Raw genomic sequence first — 17,817 nt, forward strand, 5'->3', positions numbered from 1 at the left:
GCCGCGTTCGCATGAGCCGCCGGAGGACCGGCAAATTGCGCGTAGACTCCGTCTGGCCACCAAGACGATGGGATGCGATGAGTCAACCCGAGCAACCACGGAACGAGATGGGCGTGGCTTCGCTGCTCGTGGGCCTGGTCGCGCTCCTGACATGCTGGATGCTGATCGGGGTGCCTTTCGGCGTCGCGGCGGTGATCACGGGTGACATCGCGCGCAGACGCGTGCAGCGAGGCGAAGCGAACAATCTCCGAATCGCCGTGGCCGGCATGGCGTTAGGGGGCTTGTCGATCGCGGCCGGGCTCGTCGTGATCGGGTACTACGCCTGGCTGGACGCCCGCTAGTTGCGGGGCAGCCCCAACACGCGCTCGGCAATGATGTTCCGCTGAATTTCCGACGTACCGCCCGCAATCGTCGCGGCGAAACTGCGCGCGTAGCGGTCGAACCAGCTGCGGTAATGGCTGTCGAGGTTCAGCGGGGCGAACGGGGCGGTCACCGCGCGGTACACCAGTCCGTCCGTTCGCGCGGCGTCCAGCGCGTCCTCGGACGCCCGTTGCAGGCCTTCGGATCCCAACAGCTTGAGCACCGATTGGGCCGGTACGTCCTCTTCACCGCGAGCGGCCCGCGACAACGCCGCGGATCCCAGGAGCCGCAGCGCGTGGGCGTCCATCACCAGGGTGGCGTAGCGATCTCGCTCCAGCGCGCTCGAGGGGCGGAAATCGATGCTCAATTCGTGCAACAGGTCGACGTATCCCATCCAGAGCATGACGCGTTCGTGCCCCAGCGAGCCGGTGGCCACCCGCCAGCCCCCGTTGAGCTCGCCCACCAGATTCTCGGCAGGCACCCGCGCGTCGGTGAAAAACACCTCGTTAAAGTCGACCTCGTCGCTGTCACACATCGAGGCGAACGGGCGGCGCACCACACCCGGTGTATCGGTCGGGATCAGTAACACGCTAATGCCCTTGTGTTTCGGCGCCTTTGGATCGGTGCGCACGAAGGTAAGCAGCACGTCGGCATCGTGGGCGCCCGAAGTCCACACCTTTTGCCCGTTGACGACGAAGTGATCGCCGTCGAGCACCGCACGCGTTTTCAGGGACGCGAGGTCGGAGCCCGCCCCGGGTTCACTCATCCCCAGCGCCGCGGTGATCTCGGCCCGAAGAATCGGCACCGCCCATTTCCGCTTGTGTTCGGGTGTGCCGAAGGTCAGCAGCGAGGCCGCGATGATGCCGACGCCTTGCGGATTGAAACTTTGATAGATGCGCCGCCGCCCCAATTCCTCCAAGTAGACGTATTGCTGCAACAGCGTGGCGTTGCGTCCGCCGAACTCGGGCGGATTGCCGGGAATCAGCCAGCCGTTGTCGAACAGCAGCCGTTGCCAGCGTCGCGCCCAGTCCGGCACGTGCGAGCTGGAGCGGGGCCGCTCGAATGCCTCGGCCTCGGTTGGGAGGTGCGCGTCGAGGAAGGCGATGAATTCGGAACGGAACGCCTCGACGTCGGCGTCAAAGGTGAGCTGCACGCGACTCCCCGGAACGGTCGTGAGCACTGCCGGGTGTCGGTAGATGACGATTTCCGCCGACCGCGCGGGTCGCTCTTATACTTACGCTTCCATACACACGTCTAAGAGAATACTATTCTCGTGACGAGAAAGTTACAATCTCCGACACATGATCCGTGAGGGGGTCGAGCGCAGCGATGTCACGGCGTTCTCCGGTACAGTCCAATCATGTTCTCCCCTCGCGGCAATCGGCTGAGCCGGCCGTGACCAGCCCAAGCGAAGAGCCCGCCTGGAAGCAGCGCGCCGTCGAGAGGTCGATCAAGACAGCGAAATTGCGAGCGGCGCAACGTGTTCAGCGCTTCCTCGACGCGGCGCAGGCCATCATCATCGAGAAGGGCTCCACGGACTTTACCGTGCAGGAGGTCGTCGACCGCTCCCGCCAGTCGCTACGCAGCTTCTACCTGCAGTTCGACGGCAAGCACGAGTTGTTGTTGGCGTTGTTCGAAGACGCCTTGAGCCGGTCCGCCGACCAGATTCGCGCCGCAACCGAAAGCCAGACCGATCCGCTGGAGCGGTTGAAGGTCGCCGTGCAACTCCTGTACGAGGCCTCCCGCCCGGATCCGACTGCCAAGCGGCCGCTGTTCACCGACTTCGCGCCGCGGTTGCTGGTCACGCATCCCGCCGAGGTCAAGGTTGCGCACGCCCCCCTTTTGGCTTTGCTCACCGAATTGATGGAAGCGGCCTACGACGCCGGTGAATTGCGCACGGGCGTCAATGCGAAGCGGATGGCCGCGATGACCATGCAGACCGTGATGTTCATCGCACAATCCAGCGGCGGCTCGGATGACGCGACCGTCCATCCCATTACCAGCGAAGAGGTATGGGATTTCTGCTCACGCGGCTTCGTCGGCTAGCGCGAACCCCCGCGGCCGGCGCCATCCCTGACCTGATCAAATACCGCACGTCATTTGCTGATGAGAATCAGATTCTCTAATATTTAGAATGACAAATAGCGAAAATGGATTCGCCGTTGACACTCAAGAGTGGGTGGTGTCAGAGTGCAGAGGCGGCGACGTGCGCAGGCCGGGGACGCGGTAACGGACGTTTCGCGCTGAGGCAGGCGATCACTAGTCAGGAGTTGAGGTAGCCATGACCGGACGTGTTGAGGGCAAAGTCGCTTTCGTCACCGGGGCGGCGCGCGGTCAGGGCCGCAGCCATGCGGTGCGGTTGGCCCAAGAGGGTGCCGACATCATCGCCATCGACATCTGCAAGCCCATCCGCGAGGGCGTGACCGACACCGCGATCCCGGCCTCCACGCCCGAGGATCTCGCGGAGACGGCCGACCTGGTCAAGGGGCACAACCGCAGGATCGTCACCGCCGAGGTCGACGTGCGCGACTACGAGGCGCTGAAAGCCGCCCTGGACGGCGGCGTCGAGCAACTCGGCCGGCTCGACATCATCGTGGCGAATGCCGGGATCGGCAACGGCGGCGACACTCTGGACAAAACCAGCGAACAAGACTGGACCGAGATGATCGACATCAACCTGGCGGGCGTATGGAAAACCGTGAAAGCCGGTGTGCCGCACCTCCTGTCGGGCGGCCGCGGCGGTTCCATCATCCTGACCAGCTCGGTCGGCGGCCTGAAGGCCTACCCTCACACCGGTCACTATGTCGCCGCCAAACACGGTGTCGTCGGGTTGATGCGCGCCTTCGGGGTTGAGTTGGGGCAGCACATGATTCGGGTCAACTCGGTTCACCCGACCCATGTCAAGACGCCGATGCTGCACAACGAGGGCACTTTCAAGATGTTCCGCCCGGACCTGGAAAACCCCGGTCCCGACGACATGGCGCCGATCTGCCAGCTGTTCCACACCATGCCGATTCCGTGGGTGGAGCCGATCGACGTCAGCAATGCGGTGCTGTTCTTCGCCTCCGACGAATCCCGCTACATCACCGGCGTGACCCTGCCCATCGATGCGGGTAGCTGCCTTAAGTAGCATCCGGTCTGTGAACGGAATTGCCGGATTTGAAGGTCGTGGAGCGGTCGTCACGGGCGGTGCGAGTGGCATCGGCTTGGCCACGGCCACCGAATTCGCCCGCCGGGGCGCCCGCGTTGTGCTCTCCGACGTCGATCAGCCGGGCCTGGAGCAGGCGGTAAACCACCTGCGCGCAGAGGGATTCGACGCGCACGGCGTGGTATGCGACGTACGGCATCTCCACGAAATGGTTCACCTCGCGAAGGAGTCTTTCCGCCTGCTTGGCCGCGTCGACGTCGTCTTCAGCAACGCCGGCATAGTGGTCGCCGGCCCGATCGCACAGATGACGCACGAGGACTGGCGCTGGGTCATCGATATCGACCTGTGGGGCAACATCCACGCCGTCGAGGCGTTCCTGCCGAGGCTGCTCGAACAGGGCACGGGCGGACACCTCGCGTTCACGGCGTCCTTCGCCGGCCTCGTTCCCAACGCCGGCCTCGGTACCTACGGTGTCGCCAAATACGGTGTGGTCGGCCTGGCCGAGACGCTCGCCCGCGAGGTGAAAGACAACGGCATCGGCGTTTCGGTGCTGTGCCCGATGGTCGTTGAGACCAAGCTGGTCTCCAACTCGGAACGGATCCGCGGTGCGGACTACGGGCTGTCGTCTTCGCCGAAGGCGGCGGACGGAACGCTACCGACGCAGGACGAGGGCGTACGCGTGGCAGATGTCGCCCGGTTGACGGCGGACGCGATCCTGGCCAATCGCCTGTACGTGCTGCCGCACGAGGCCGCCCGCGCGTCGATCCGTCGCAGGTTCGAACGCATCGACCGCACCTTCTCAGACCAGGCCGCCGAGGGGTGGAGCCACTAGGCGGACGGGCCGAGGCGGTACTCGCCTGTTTTCGGGTCGTGATACCAACCGCTCGCCGCGTGGGTGCCCCCGTCGACGTGCAAAGTCTGCCCGGTCAGGTACGCCGACATGTTGGATGCGAGAAAGACCGCGACGCCGGCGATTTCGTCGACGTGACCCGGGCGCCCCAGCGGAACCACGTCTCCGACTCGGGTCAGCGCCGTCTCGCCGCCGAGCTGTGCCAGCCCCTCGGTGAGCGTGATATCGGGTGCGATCGCGTTGACCCGGATACCGTGCGGCGCGAGTTCCAGCGCGGCGGTCTGGGTGTAGTTGATGACGCCCGCCTTGGCCGCCGCGTACGCGGCGTAGCCCGGCGCGGCGCGCACCCCCTCGATCGATGTCACCGAGATGACGCTGCCCCCGATGCCGGCTGCGACCAGCTGCCTCGCGATGCGCTGGGTGCACAGCAGCACGTGACGCAGGTTGGCCCGGTAAAGGGCATCCCAACCGTTCTCACTGGTTTCCAACAGGGGCGACGAAAACACCCCTCCGGCGTTGTTGACCAGGATCGTCGGCGTGCCGAGTTCGGCATTCGTGCGCTGCAGCGCGTCGTCCACCTGGCCGCTGTCCCGGACATCGGTCACGATGCCCAGTGCGCCAATGGATTCCGCAGCCTGAGAACAGGTTTGCGGGTCACGCTCCCAGATCGCCACTGTCGCACCGAACGCGGTGAGACCGGCCGCGACACCACGACCGATGCCCGCTCCCCCGCCGGTGACCACCGCCACCCGGCCGGTGAGCATGATGTCCGAGGGATCGATTGCCATCGTCGGTCACATCGCCGGTGTGCAGCCGATAACGCCGTCGGCTTCCAGGGCGGCGATTTCCGAGCCGCTCAACCCCAGCTCGGCCAGCAATTCATGGTTGTGCTGCCCCAGCAGCGGCGCGTGCTGGGTGTGGAACTTCGACGGCCCTGCGGACAGCCTCATCGGCACGGTGCTGAGCCTAGCCGGGCCGTTCACCGGGTGGTCGACTTCCTCGAAGAAGCCGCGAAACGTCAGCTGCTCCAGTTCCGTTTGGCGGTGCGGTTGCATGACCTTGGCGACCGGGACCCCGGCGCCCCAAAGAGTGGCGACGATCTCGTCGCGACCGCGTCCCGCACACCACGCGGCCAACCGTTCGTCGATAGCGTCCTCATGCTCTTTCCGGCCCCGCGCGGTGGCCAGCTTGGGATCCCTTGCCCACGAGGGCGACCCGATCGCGGCGCACAAGCCCTTCCACTGCTGGTCGGTGCTCACCGCGATCGCGACCCAGCTGTCGAGCCGGCCGAACTCGTCGATGTCGTTGCTGCGGTAGAGGTTTTGCGGTACCGCCGTCGGTCCCCGGTTGCCCGCGCGTTCCAGCAACGCCCCGTACGCAGAGTATTCGATGACCTGCTCGGCGGCGATACTGAGCGCGGCATCCACCATTGCCGCCTCGACGAACACACCTTTGCCGCTGCGGCGCCGGTGTTCCAGCGCCAGCAACACCGCATTCACCGCATGCACGCCCGCGTTCGGGTCACCGATCGAGTACGGGTCATACGGTGTGCGGTCGGCGTATCCGGTCAGCCACGTCAATCCGGATGCGGCCTCGATGACATACGCGAATGCCGGGTTGTCGCGCCATGGGCCCTCAAGCCCGAAGCCTGGCATCCGCACCATGACGACGTCGGGCTTGATCGACTGGACCGCGGTGAAATCCAGGCCCATCTGGTCGAGCACCCGTGGCGTGAAATTTTCCACGACCACGTCGCAGGTCGCGATGAGCCGGCGCAGGAGATCCCGGCCGCGCGGGCTTTGCAGGTCCAGCGTGAGGCCCTTCTTGTTGGTGTTCAGCGCCGCGAATATCGGCGACTTCTCCCACCACTGGTTCTCGGTGACGGGCACGCCCGCGATCAGCCGGGTCCCGTCCGGACGGCGTGTTGATTCCACATGGATGACTTCCGCCCCCAGCATCGCCAGAAGGTGGGTGCAACAGGGGCCGGCCCAGAACGTCGTCATGTCCAGCACACGAATCCCACTCAGGGGCAGTTGGCTCCCATCCCCAGAGGGCAGGGGGCGGGGTGTCAGGTCAGCGGTCCGGTACTGCGCCGTGTGTTCGCCGAGCCGCGGCGCCGGTTGCGGCCGGCGAAGCAGCGCGGGCGTCATCCGGTAGGGATGGCTCGGCTGCTGGAACCGGCCGCCCGGGTTCTCAACGAACGATCCGCGCTCGCGGAACTGGTCGAGGGATGCGATGTTGGCACCGTTGGCAACCGGGGCGTTGGGGATCCGGAAGGCGGTTGCGAGTTCCCGTATCTCGTCGACGGTGTTGCTCTCGAACCAGGCATAGATTTCGTCGGCGTTGAGGGTGGCCTGCTCGGTGATCGTCAGCGCTGAGTCCTCGTCGATCCATTCGGGGTGACCGACCATCGCGCACAAGTCGAACCACTGCTGCGCGGTTCCGCAGCCTACGTCCACCAGTCCGTCCTTGGCGCACGCCACACCCGGTACGGTGACACGGCGCGCGTCCCGCCACGGCCGCCCGAGCATCTCGAAATAGGTGACGGGATAGTAAGTGAGGGAAAGGATCTGCGTTTCCAGCATCGACAGGTCGATAATTTCGCCCGGGCCATCACCGCTGCTGCCATGGCGTGATGCCAGCATGGCCGCGCTCGCGAAGGCCCCGGCCAGGTACTCGCCGACTTGCCCTCCCACAAACACCGGGGCGCGGTCCGCCTCGCCACGACCGAGGCCGACGATCCCGCCAGACCAAGCCTGCAACGTGAATTCGGTGGCGGCCCTATCGCGCCAGGGCCCCTCCAGTCCGAACGGCGTGATCGACATGACGGTGAGGTGCGGATGACGGCGGTGCATGGCCGCGGGTGCGAACTCGGGGCGCTGCGCGACTTCTGAGCCGGCGGACCACACCACCGCATCCGCGGCCGCCAGCAACCGGTCGACCAGTTCGACGTCGACGTCGAGCCGTGAATCCGCAACGATGCTGCGCTTCGACCCGGCCAGAAAGCTGAACAACGCCCCGTCGCCGCCGGGCGGTATGACGGCACCAGAGGCGGACCAGGAACGCAGTGGATCACCTCCGGGCGGCTCGACTTTGACGACGTCCGCTCCACCGTCTGCCAGCAACTTGGTGCAGTAGGCGCCCGCGATTCCGGTGGATAGCTCGACCACGGTATAGCCGGCCAGCGGTGGTTCGATGGTGGACTCCGCCACTACCGCTTCCGCTTTCGATTCGGCTCCTTGGCGCGCCCGCTCTTGCGTCCTTTTTTGCTGAGGCGCCATTCCTGGGGGAACTTGTCGTCGTTGTCTTTCACCGCCGCGCCCAAACCCCGATCGATGGCCTCGCCGAGCATGAAGTCGTCACCGTCGGGTCGGACCGCACCCCCCATCGACTCGAAGAATCCGCTGAGCATGCTGCCCATGTACTCGCCCTGAAACTGCTTCATGATCTCGAAGAACACCTTCTGCATGAACACCGTGTCGGTGGGGCGATTGCGCGCGCACGCCAGCGCGTACCTGTGCACCTCGCCTTCCAGCTCTTCCCTGGGAACCACGCTGTTGAGGAAGTTGCAGTCGTACATCTCCGCGGCGGTGAAAGCCCTTCCGGTGAAAACCATTTCCTGGAATTTCCGGATTCCCATCGTCTGCGCCCACCACCACATTCGCGGTCCCCAGCCGTAATACCGGAAGGACGGATGCCCGAAGAGCGCGTCGTCGCTGGAGATCACCAGGTCCGCGTCGGCCGCTTGGTAGAAATGCCAGCCGTAGCAGTAGCCCTTGGCCTCCAGGATGCTGATCTTCTTGAAGTCCTGCAGGCCCCTTATCCCCGAGTTCGGGTTCGCGTACCACTGGCCCAGGGTGGCGCCCCGCCGAAGCGAACCCTCAGGCGGAAAGCTGATTTCGTCGTCGCCGATCCGATACTCGGCCAGCCGGTCCTTCTGATCCGCGGAATTCTGTGCCGCCATTTCCTCGACCAGATCCGCGCCCGAGCCGAGATCGTCACCGGCCCCGCGGACAACCAGCACCTTGACCTCGTCGTCGACGGAGGCGCGGTGTAACAGGTCGGCGTAGCGCAGCCTGGCGGCGATCGTGGGCGCATTGAGTTGGCCCGGTCGGTCGAACGTGATGGTGGCGATGCGGGTCTCAGCGTCCTTGTGGTACCTGACGATCTCCTCCGCCGAAGGTTTAGACTTGCCGCCCATGGCTATTCGCGCCAAGCAGGACTGTTGGTCAGTACCTCGGAGCCCTCGGCGGTGATCAATACGGCTTCGCGCCCGAAGACCGCACCGATTCCCTGTTCCCAGACGTAGCCCGTCACGGCCAGCACCACGCCCGGCTCCAGCCGTTCCCCTGCCGCGGTCGCCGGCAGGTGCGTGGAGATCACCGGTGGGTCAAAGCCCATGCCCAGCCCGCGGGCCACCGGCATCGGCGGTGGCGCCTCCCCGGCAGCCTGGTAGGCGCCCAGCAATTCGCTCGCCGGGGCGCCCGGGCGGCATGCGGCCAGCAACCTGCCCCAGAGACCGTCCCAGCGTCGATACAAGGTGGCCGCGCCGCGGACGGCGCCCACCGGCCACGTGCGCCCCACCTCGCCGATGTATCCGCCGGCCAGCACACCGGCCGAAAACGCCACCAGATCGCCGTCATTGACCCGGCCGGCACCGTTTGCCCGCCGCCACGGATGATCGGGCGACGTCACCCACGCGACATCCTGGTTCGACGGAGTGCTCACCCCGCCGGCCGCGACCGCTTCCAGCAGGACACCGGCCAGCGCCTGCTCCGTCACCCCGGGCCGTAGTTCGGAAACGGCGGCGGCCAAACCCGATTCGGCGACCGAGATCGCCTCCCGCAACGCAACCACCTCTTCGGCCGTCTTGATGCGCCGGGCGGCCCGCATCGCGAGTTCGCCGTCCACGAGCTCCGCGTTGGGAAACGCCGTGGGCAGCAGTTGCGCGAAAGTCGGTGATATCGCGTCGGTTCCGACCCGCCGGGCGGTGGCTGCGCCGTCGATGCGCTGCAGCGCCGACATGGTGTTCATCGGGTTCCACGAGATGCCGTACAGGTTCTCGTGCGGAATGTCGTCGGGGATGCCCTCGTCCCAGGTGCTGAGGAGATGGATCGACCCCGTCGCACGCACCAGCACACACGCCGGGCCGAACGGCCGGGTCCCGGCGACCCACAACTGTGGCGCGCCGGTGACGTAGCGGACGTTGGCTTGGCGGCCGAGGACCAGGACGTCGAGGTCCTGCGCCGCCATCTGATCCAGCACACGCTGGCGGCGGCCCGAGCGCAGCGCGCGATCGTCGGCTAGGACTTCAGTTGCCATACGGGTCATAGGGGTAGTCGGTCAATCGGATCCAGCCCTCCTCGGTGATTACCAGGACCTCTTCGCTGCGATAGCCACCGGTGCCGTCTTCCCACACCACGGGCTCCAGGACCAGCACCATGCCCGGCTGCAGGACGAAATTCTCGTCGAATTCCTGCCCGAGATCCGTTCCGATCATCGGCATTTCGGCCGCGTTCACGCCGATGCCGTGGCCCAGGTAGAAGTGCGGGAGCCACGGCTTGCTACCGCCGTTGGCGCCGATGGCGGCCCGGCCCAGATCCGCCGCCGTGGCTCCGGCCTTGGCGACACCCAGGACGGCGGACATGATCTCGAACCATTTGTCGAACTGTGCCTGCTGGCGCGGCGACGGGTCCCGGCCGACGATCCACGTGCGCCCGAAGTCCGAGCAGTAACCGTGGTAGGTAATGCTGACGTCGGTCCACAGCACGTCGCCTTCGGCCAGTTCGCGCTCGGTGCTCAGCAGGGGCAGCGCCAGGTCGCCGTGTGTGGTCCATACGCCTTCGGCCTTGCTCGGCGGCATCACCTGCCAGATCGGTTCCAGCATGCTCGCCGTCGCACCCAATTCGAAGGCGCGCCGCAAAAAGCTTGCGGACAAGTCGATCTGGCGGATACCCGGGGCCAGCCGCTTCTGGACCTCGACCATCGCCTCGTCGGTGATCCGGATGGCGGTGCGCATGCAGGACAATTCGTCGGGCGTCTTCACCGCTTTGGCGGCGCTGACGATGGCCGCCGCATCGACGGGGGCGCCGCCGCGGAACAACGCCTTCGCTGCGCGCGACATGGCGCCGGTGCACTCATCGACCGCGATCACCGCCTGCGCCGGAATCAGGTCAGCCAGCACGCGCGCGAAATCCTGCACGCCCTCGTCGAATTCGAGATACAACGGGCCGTGCACATGGTCGGCGGGCAGGTCTGACTCCGATGCGACGCCCTCAGGGAAGGGCAGGAACAGGTGCGGCCATTCATCGCCGGCGAGCACAACGGCTACCGGCCGTTCCACATAGGACAAGCCCGCGTCACCGAGCGGCCAGCTCGTTCCGGTGGCATAGACAACCGCGCTGTTGCCCAGCAGGATCAGTGCGTCGACGCCGCGTTCGGCCATCGCCGAGCGCAGCCGCGCCCCGGTCTCGCGGCGCATGCGGTCCAGGTCGGGCGTCTCGGGGATCAGTAGGCTACCGGTGCGCGCACCCGCTTGCGCGAACGTCGTCATCGGCCCCGCCCCTACAAGCCCAGGAACTTGGTGACGTTGCCGCTCACGATTTTCGCCGCGTCCGCGGGCCCGACAGCATCGACCACGGCGGCCAGTGACTTCTCCGAATAGCCGTAGGTGCTTTCGTTGTGCGGGTAGTCGCTGGACCACATCACCTTGTCCACACCGATCTTGTCGATCAGCTGCAGTCCGAGCGGGTCGACCATGAACGACGCGCTCATGTGGTTGTCCCAGTAGTACCGCACGTCGTGCTGCAACGGGCGGTTGAACATGTGCTGGTATGAGGCCACCAGATGCTCGGCGTCCTGCAGGGCCCACGGAACCCAGGCGATGCCGCCCTCGAACCAACCGATCCGCAGGCCCGGGTGGTCATCGAGGATACCGCCAAAGATGTACTTGGAGAACGTCTCCCGGAAGCCATCGATGTTGATCATCATGCCGACGACGACGCTGTTGAACTCGGTCGGGCTTTTTGGCGGCGTTTCCCCGATGTGGTGCGTGATCGGAAGACCGGCGGCCTCGATCTCGTCCCAGACCGGCCTCATGGAAGTGCTGGAGTAGTCGATCGGGTTACCGTCATCGCCTTTGCCGGGATTCAGCGGCATCAGGAAGGTCTTGAGCCCCAGCGACTTCAGTTCTTCCAGGGTCTTGCGGGTGCCCTGGGGGTCCCACCAGTTGATCAGCCCGGCGCCGTAGAAGTGGCCGTTGGAGCGTTCCTGCAATTCGGCGATGTACTCGTTGTAGATGCGGAACGCGAGCTCACGCAGATTCTTGTCCGGGTAGTGGAAGAGCGCCAAGATCGCGTTGGGGAAGGCCAACTCCTTGTCGACTCCGTCGTCATGCAGCTCCTGGATGCGGGCCTCGATGTTGGTGCTCGCCGCCCCGGGCAGGTCGTCGTACTGCATCAGCACCGCACTGAAGTCACCGGGCAGGAACGACTGTCCCTTGCGGCCGACCTGGTAGGCGCCATCCTCGTACCAGATTCGCGGCGCCTTGTCCTTGAGGTCGTCCGGAAAGCGTTGGTAGAAAATGTCGTCCGCCAACGAGATGTGATTGTCCGCGGAGAACACCACGGTTCCCGCCGGCAGGCCGACATCCGCGCCCGAGGCGTGACCGCGCCGGTCCTTCGGGGCGCCGAAGCCTTCGGGTGGGTAAAGCGAAACGGTGCTTGTGTGAGTCGTCATCATTGACCCTCCATTCGGATCGGCATTGTCACAGTAGCGACCTGCGGGCTACCAGGTCACCGGAAGTTCGTAGACGCCGTAGGCGAGCCGGTCGTCCTTGAGGGGCACGTCCTCGACCGGGACAGCGAGTTGCAGCGTGGGTACGCGGCGGAACAGGGTGCGATAGACGATCTGCAGCTCGGCGCGGGCGAGCTGTTGCCCCACGCACTGATGCCGGCCATAACCGAAGGCGACGTTGCGGTCGGCCCCCGAGCGGTGCAGGTAGAGCCGGTCGGGTTCGGCGAAGGCGTGCGGATCCCAGTTGGCCGGGGCCAAGTCGATGATGATGCCTTCGCCGGCGCGGATCGTCTCCCCGGCGATATGGATGTCCTCGAGTGCGACGCGGCGCTGGCCGTTTTGAATGATGCTCAGGTAGCGCAACAATTCCTCGACCGCGCTGGCGACGACCTTGGGATCCTCGGCATCGCGGATGACTGCCAACTGGTCCGGGTTCACCAGGAGTGCGAGGACCCCGAGTCCGATCATGTTCGAGGTGGTCTCGTGCCCGGCAATCAGCAGACCGGTACCCAGCTGGGCGGCCTCTTTCACGCTGAGCTCGCCGGCCTTCACCCGCTCGGCAAGATCGGAAACCGCGTCCTCTGCGGGGTTCTCCATCTTGGCCTCGACCAGCTGGGCGAGATACTTGTTCAGGCTCATGGCGCCCTTGACGGTGTCTTCGCCCGTCGCATAACGCGCGAGCCCGACGTTGGCGTGGTGCTGGAACATGTCGGCGTCCTCGTACGGAACGCCGAGCAGCTGGCTGATCACCAGGGATGGGACGGGCAGCGCCAACGCAGTGACCAGGTCGGCGGGGCGGGAGCCGGCCAGCATCGTGTCGATGTGCTCGTCGGTGATCCGCTGGATGGTCGGACGCAATCCTTCAACGCGCTTGAACGTGAAGGGTTTCGACAACATGCGCCTAAATCGGGTGTGCTCTTCCCCGTCGGCGGTGAAGACCGATCGCGGACGCTTGTGCACGGTGGACAACATGCCCGCATTCCAGTGCGGGAACCCGGGCAGCCGGTCGTCGACGCTGACCCGCGAATCCGAGAACAGTTCCCGCACTTGCTCATAGCCGGTGACGAGCCACGGTGTGCTGCCGTCCCAGATCCGGACTCGAGACAGCGGTCCCTCTGCGGCCAGCGCCATGACGCCCGGCGGCGGGGCGAAGGGGCAGCCCGGTTGCCTCGGCATCGGATAATCGGGGATTTCGGGGGCCGCCTCGGCCGCGGAAGTGTTCGTCAGCGTCTCTGACATGTCATTCCTCGATGTGAATGGCCAGCGCGGGGCATGCCGCGGCCGCTCGCCGTGCGCCCTCGGCCTGGTCGGACGATGGATTGGGGTTGAGCAGAACGACCACGCCGTCGTCGTCGCGCTGGTCGAACACCTCCGGGGCGTTCAGCACGCAGTTTCCCGACGAAGCGCAAACGTCTTGGTCGACAGTCACTTTCATCTGCAGAACCTTCATTCGTACGGAGTCACGGGCGCCAGCCATAGGCCCACGATCGCGTCGATGAGACCGGATGCGGCGGCCCGCCAGGATCGGTGGGGCGGCGAGGCGCCCGCGGCAAGCGCCCGTTCCCGATCGGCGCAAGTGTGCATCAACAGGTTGCGGGCCATGATGTTTCGTTCAAAGTGCACTTCGGCCGGCAGGTCGGGCAGACAGCCGTTGATGCCCTCGACGACCTGAACCAGGGACGGCGAGCTGAGCGCACCCTTGACGATGATGTTGTAGTACGCGGGATCGGTCATGGCCTGCGCCGCGAAACGGGCGTACCAGGTGGGGTTGCCGAGCTCTTCGAGATGATCGGTGAGCGGGCGCACCAGGCACGCCACCCAGTCCCTCATCTCGGTCGAACCACCCGATTCGACCAGCTCGCTCACCATCCGCTCGCGCAGCTGTTCGACCGGACCGCGGTGCTTCTGTTCGATCGCGCGGACCAGGTCGGCCTTGGTGCCGAAGTGGTAGCCCACCGCGGCGTTATTGCCCTGACCGGCGGCCTCGCTCACCTGCCGATTCGACACCGCGAACATGCCGTGCTCGGCGTACAACCGCTCGGCCGCGACCAGGATCGCTTCCTGGGTTGAGCTGGCCCGCTCCGTGCGAACGGTCCGGCCGATGGTGGTCACCCGGTTAGTCAACCGCGCACCGTTGATTAAGTCAAGCAATTGATTTAATTCTGGGCCCTGCCGACCGGTGCGCCGTCGCTTCGGTGCCAGATAGCGGGGAACGGGTGACAAAGGTCCCTCGCCGCCAGCAGTCCCGCTGGGCGACGATGGCTTCTTGCGCGGCGGCAACGTGGCGGTGTCAGGACGGTGAATCATTGCGGGGGTAGTCATGTTGTCAGCCAGCCGGGTCTCGGCGATCGAGGAGTCGGCGTGGTTTCAGTCCAAGTGGGCTCCCTACCTGTTGACCGATGCGGATTTGCGCATCCGGGCGGTGAACCCGGCCTGCGAGCGCGTGTCGGGACACCCGCGGGAGGGCCTGCTCGGCAAGCAGCTGTTCGACGTCTTCCCCGACAACCCGAGCGATCCGGAGGCCGACGGCGTGGCCAACGCTTCAGCGTCGCTGGAGTTGGTCCTTCGTCGCGGGATCCGGCATTGGCTCGGGGTGCAGCGCTATGACATTCCTGACTGGCGGAATCCGGGCGAGTTCGTCTACAAGGTTTGGACGCCGGTGAATTCTCCGATCAAGGAGGGCAAAAAGACCGTGGCCGTGCTGCAGCACGCCCAGGACGTCACCCGAGTCGTCCCGCCGGCGCCCGCCGACCGCGCGTATCCGAAACTGTTCGAGTTACGGAGCGCGGCCGAGGTGCTGGGGCGCCAGTTCCCCGACCTACCCACCGAGGCCGTGCTCAGTGTGCTGGCGCACTCCCACAGCGTGATCATGGAAAGCGCTGGTGTACAAGACCTCAAGCGCGCGGAGGCACTGGCCAGGCTACGGCTGGAAACCCACGCCGGACATCCCGCGGAAGGGCCCTGAGGCAGCCCTACCCTTAGCCGTCACTCACCCTTACGCGAATCGTTGCGGGGGCGAATCACCTTCCCGGCGGACGTCCCCCCGTCTACCGGCAGCACGGCCCCGGTGACATACCGGGACCGATCGGTGGCAAAGTACAACGCCGCCTCGGCGACGTCCTCGGGCGTGCCCTCCCGCTTCAGTGGCCGGTCGTCACGCATTCCCTGGCGAATCCGCGCTTCGAACCGCGCGAGTTCATCGGGATCCACGTCCACGGCCGATGAAGCCAGGATCGGCGTGGGGATGCTGCCCGGCGCGATGGCGTTCACCCGAACGTCGTGACGCGCCAACTCAATTGCCGCCGACTTGGTGAACTGGATGACCGCGGCTTTGGATGCTCGGTAGACCATCACCCCGCCGCCCGCCTGGATGCCGCCGATTGACGTCAGGTTGATGATCGATCCGCCACCGGATTCGGCCATGTGGCGGGCGGCATCTCGGGTACCGGCCATCACTCCCAGGACGTTGACCCCCATCACCCGGTGGAAGTCGCCCAGGTCGTCGTCGAGCAGTCGGCGCAGCGGGCTCGAGATGCCGGCGTTGTTCACCATGACGTGGAGGCCGCCGAATTTCTCGACGGTAATGGCGATCAGCGCCCCGACCTGTTCGGGATCGGAGACGTCCGTCCGCCGAAACGCGGCGCCGGCGCCCAGCGTGGCGGCCAGTTCCTCTCCCCCGTCGGTCTCGATGTCGGCGATGACGACCCGCGACCCCTCGGCCACAAACCGTTCCACTATCCCGCGACCGATGCCGGAAGCGCCGCCGGTGACGATGGCGACCTTGCCGTCCAATTCGTTGACCACCCGCTGAGTTAATCGGCGCCGAGCGCGTTAAGTCAAGCAATTGATTTAACGAAAGCGCGGACCCCACGGCGCGTCATCCAAGCGGCGGCGGGGTCGGTAAGGTCAGGGAGCAATCCCTTACCTGCGGCGGTGTGCGTGTCCAACACATTCCCGGCACAACGTTTGCGGGGCCGGCGCAGCGAATGCGCGGCCCTCGATCGTGTGACGTCCGCTGCGCGCTCCGGCCAAAGTCAGGTGCTGGTGCTGCGCGGCGAAGCCGGCATCGGCAAGACGGCGTTACTCGACTTCGTCTCCGAGCGCTCCTCAGGCTTCCGCACGACCCGGGTGGCGGGCGTGGAATCCGAAATGGAGCTCGCATTCGCCGCCTTGCAACAAGTCTGCGCGCCACTGCTCGACTGCATCGACCGCTTGCCGTCCCCTCAGCGGGAAGCATTGAACATCGCCTTCGGCCGCAGCGCCGGACCGGCGCCCGATCGTTTCCTGGTCGGTCTGGCGGTGCTGAGCCTGATCGGCGCGGCGACGGAGAGCCAGCCCCTGCTCGTTCTGATTGACGACGCGCAATGGATTGACCACATCTCGGCACAAACGCTGGCGTTTGTCGCTCGCCGCCTGGTCGCCGAGCCGGCCGCGATCGTCTTCGCGGTGCGCGACGACGTGCGCGACGACCTGGCGGGGCTGCCGGAGCTTACGATCGGCGGCCTCAATTCCGGTGATGCCCGAGCACTGCTGGATTCGGTCATCGTCGGGCGCTTGGATGATCAGGTACGCGACCGCATCGTCGCCGAGACGCGCGGCAACCCCCTCGCGTTGCTCGAACTACCGAAGGGGTTGACCGCGGCGGAGCTGGCCGGCGGGTTCAACCGGCCAGATAGCTGGCCCCTAGCCGGACAGATAGAACAGACATTTCTGCGGCGGATTCGGTCGTTGCCCGAACACGCCCAGCAGTTGTTACTCACTGCCGCCGCCGAGCCGGTCGGCGATACGGCACTGTTGCTGCGCGCTGCCGAGCAGCTGGGCCTCGCCCCGGATGCGGCCGCGGGCGCCGAGGCGGCGGGATTGATTGACGTCGGGACCAGGGTGCGATTCCACCATCCGTTGGTGCGTTCGGCCGCATACCGCTCCGCTGACGTGATGGAGCGGCGACGCGCTCATCAAGCGCTGGCCGAGGCAACCGACCGAGACATCGACCCGGACCGGCACGCGTGGCACTTGGCGGTCGCCGCGCCGGGTCCCGATGAGGCCGTCGCCGTCCAACTCGAGCGTTCGGCGGATAGGGCGCAAAGCAGAGGGGGCGTTGCCGCCGCGGCCGCGTTCCTGGAGCGGGCCGCCCAATTGACACCCGACCCGATTCGCCGCGGAGCCAGGGCGCTCGCGGCCGCCCAGGCGAAACGCGACGTAGCCGCGTTCGACGCCGCGGAGGAACTGCTCACCATTGCTGAATCGGCGCCGCTGGCGGCACTGGAAGGGGCGCAAGTGACACGACTTCGCGCACAGATCGCCTTCGCCAGGAGCCGCAGCGGTGACGCCGGCGCGCCGACCGTATCCGACTCTGCCGTCGGGCTTCTGGATGCCGCGAAGAGGCTGGAGGCGCTCGATGACGCGCAGGCGCGCGAAACGTACTTGGAAGCCGTGGGGGCGGCGATGTTCGGCGGACGGCTGTGCCCGCACGGCGGCATTGGGATGACGGCGGCGGTGGCTCGCGCGGCGCCGCCGCGGCCGGAGCCCGCTCGGCCCGTAGATCTCCTGCTCGACGGCATTGCCATCAGGGCCACCGACGGCCACTCCGCCGGCGTTCCAGCGCTCCGCGAGGCAATTGACCGGATTTGCGCGGAAGCGCAAGGCGGAGGTTCTGACGTGATGC

At 66.1% G+C, this 17,817-nt stretch carries 17 protein-coding genes; 6 read left to right on the forward strand and 11 right to left on the reverse strand.

What is annotated here, in order from left to right; all coding sequences use genetic code 11:
• Window positions 1-77 precede the first annotated feature (77 nt).
• Window positions 78-341, forward strand: a complete 264-nt coding sequence (locus tag A5711_RS08230; protein WP_067945326.1) for a DUF4190 domain-containing protein — start codon at window positions 78-80, stop codon at window positions 339-341.
• Here A5711_RS08230 and A5711_RS08235 read toward each other — a convergent pair.
• Window positions 338-1,513 carry an acyl-CoA dehydrogenase family protein gene (locus A5711_RS08235; protein WP_067945328.1) on the reverse strand — a complete coding sequence of 392 codons (1,176 nt, stop codon included), beginning with the start codon at window positions 1,511-1,513 and terminating at the stop codon, window positions 338-340. The genes A5711_RS08230 and A5711_RS08235 overlap by 4 nt on opposite strands.
• A gap of 242 nt (window positions 1,514-1,755) precedes the next feature.
• Here A5711_RS08235 and A5711_RS08240 point away from each other — a divergent pair, with 242 nt between their 5' ends.
• The 3 genes from A5711_RS08240 (at window position 1,756) to A5711_RS08250 (ending at window position 4,340) form a co-directional block, all read left to right on the forward strand.
• On the forward strand, window positions 1,756-2,406 hold the full coding sequence (locus tag A5711_RS08240) for a TetR/AcrR family transcriptional regulator (protein ID WP_067945330.1): 651 nt from the start codon (window positions 1,756-1,758) through the stop codon (window positions 2,404-2,406).
• 235 nt (window positions 2,407-2,641) lie between these two features.
• Entirely contained in the window at window positions 2,642-3,490 is an 849-nt protein-coding gene (locus A5711_RS08245; protein ID WP_067945332.1) for a mycofactocin-coupled SDR family oxidoreductase, read from the forward strand.
• A gap of 19 nt (window positions 3,491-3,509) precedes the next feature.
• The gene (locus A5711_RS08250) at window positions 3,510-4,340 is read left to right on the forward strand and encodes an SDR family NAD(P)-dependent oxidoreductase (protein WP_156744827.1); all 831 of its coding nucleotides are present in this window, start codon (window positions 3,510-3,512) and stop codon (window positions 4,338-4,340) included.
• Here the strand turns inward: A5711_RS08250 and A5711_RS08255 are convergent.
• The 9 genes from A5711_RS08255 to A5711_RS08295 form a co-directional block, all read right to left on the reverse strand.
• Window positions 4,337-5,146, reverse strand: coding sequence for an SDR family NAD(P)-dependent oxidoreductase (locus tag A5711_RS08255; protein WP_067945337.1), 810 nt, complete (start codon window positions 5,144-5,146; stop codon window positions 4,337-4,339). The genes A5711_RS08250 and A5711_RS08255 overlap by 4 nt on opposite strands.
• Before the next feature lie 6 nt (window positions 5,147-5,152).
• Window positions 5,153-7,570, reverse strand: coding sequence for a CaiB/BaiF CoA-transferase family protein (locus A5711_RS08260; RefSeq protein WP_231987441.1), 2,418 nt, complete (start codon window positions 7,568-7,570; stop codon window positions 5,153-5,155).
• The gene (locus tag A5711_RS08265; RefSeq protein WP_067945339.1) at window positions 7,570-8,559 is read right to left on the reverse strand and encodes an enoyl-CoA hydratase/isomerase family protein; all 990 of its coding nucleotides are present in this window, start codon (window positions 8,557-8,559) and stop codon (window positions 7,570-7,572) included. The genes A5711_RS08260 and A5711_RS08265 overlap by 1 nt, the downstream gene beginning before the upstream one ends.
• Before the next feature lie 2 nt (window positions 8,560-8,561).
• Window positions 8,562-9,680, reverse strand: a complete 1,119-nt coding sequence (locus tag A5711_RS08270) for a Xaa-Pro peptidase family protein (protein ID WP_067945341.1) — start codon at window positions 9,678-9,680, stop codon at window positions 8,562-8,564.
• On the reverse strand, window positions 9,670-10,911 hold the full coding sequence (locus A5711_RS08275; RefSeq protein ID WP_067945343.1) for a Xaa-Pro peptidase family protein: 1,242 nt from the start codon (window positions 10,909-10,911) through the stop codon (window positions 9,670-9,672). Before A5711_RS08275 ends, A5711_RS08270 begins: the two co-directional genes overlap by 11 nt.
• Window positions 10,912-10,922: 11 nt before the next feature.
• On the reverse strand, window positions 10,923-11,984 hold the full coding sequence (locus tag A5711_RS08280; protein ID WP_197500964.1) for an amidohydrolase family protein: 1,062 nt from the start codon (window positions 11,982-11,984) through the stop codon (window positions 10,923-10,925).
• A gap of 159 nt (window positions 11,985-12,143) precedes the next feature.
• Window positions 12,144-13,391, reverse strand: coding sequence for a cytochrome P450 (locus tag A5711_RS08285; protein ID WP_067945345.1), 1,248 nt, complete (start codon window positions 13,389-13,391; stop codon window positions 12,144-12,146).
• 1 nt (window position 13,392) lies between these two features.
• Entirely contained in the window at window positions 13,393-13,587 is a 195-nt protein-coding gene (locus A5711_RS08290) for a ferredoxin (RefSeq protein WP_067945364.1), read from the reverse strand.
• Between the two features lie 11 nt (window positions 13,588-13,598).
• Window positions 13,599-14,264, reverse strand: a complete 666-nt coding sequence (locus A5711_RS08295; protein ID WP_067945347.1) for a TetR family transcriptional regulator — start codon at window positions 14,262-14,264, stop codon at window positions 13,599-13,601.
• A gap of 208 nt (window positions 14,265-14,472) precedes the next feature.
• On the opposite strand from A5711_RS08295, the gene A5711_RS08300 reads away from it, so the two are divergent.
• Window positions 14,473-15,117 carry a PAS domain-containing protein gene (locus A5711_RS08300; RefSeq protein ID WP_067945349.1) on the forward strand — a complete coding sequence of 215 codons (645 nt, stop codon included), beginning with the start codon at window positions 14,473-14,475 and terminating at the stop codon, window positions 15,115-15,117.
• Between the two features lie 20 nt (window positions 15,118-15,137).
• Here the strand turns inward: A5711_RS08300 and A5711_RS08305 are convergent, their stop codons facing one another.
• Complete coding sequence (locus tag A5711_RS08305) at window positions 15,138-15,956, reverse strand: SDR family NAD(P)-dependent oxidoreductase (RefSeq protein WP_067945351.1); 819 nt, start codon at window positions 15,954-15,956, stop codon at window positions 15,138-15,140.
• A 162-nt stretch (window positions 15,957-16,118) separates the two neighbouring features.
• Between A5711_RS08305 and A5711_RS08310 the strand changes: the two genes are divergently transcribed.
• On the forward strand, window positions 16,119-17,817 hold a 1,699-nt coding region (locus A5711_RS08310; protein ID WP_156744828.1), incomplete at its 3' end, for an AAA family ATPase.

The organism is Mycobacterium sp. E2238, from assembly GCF_001672665.1.
In the GTDB taxonomy this organism is placed as follows: domain Bacteria; phylum Actinomycetota; class Actinomycetes; order Mycobacteriales; family Mycobacteriaceae; genus Mycobacterium.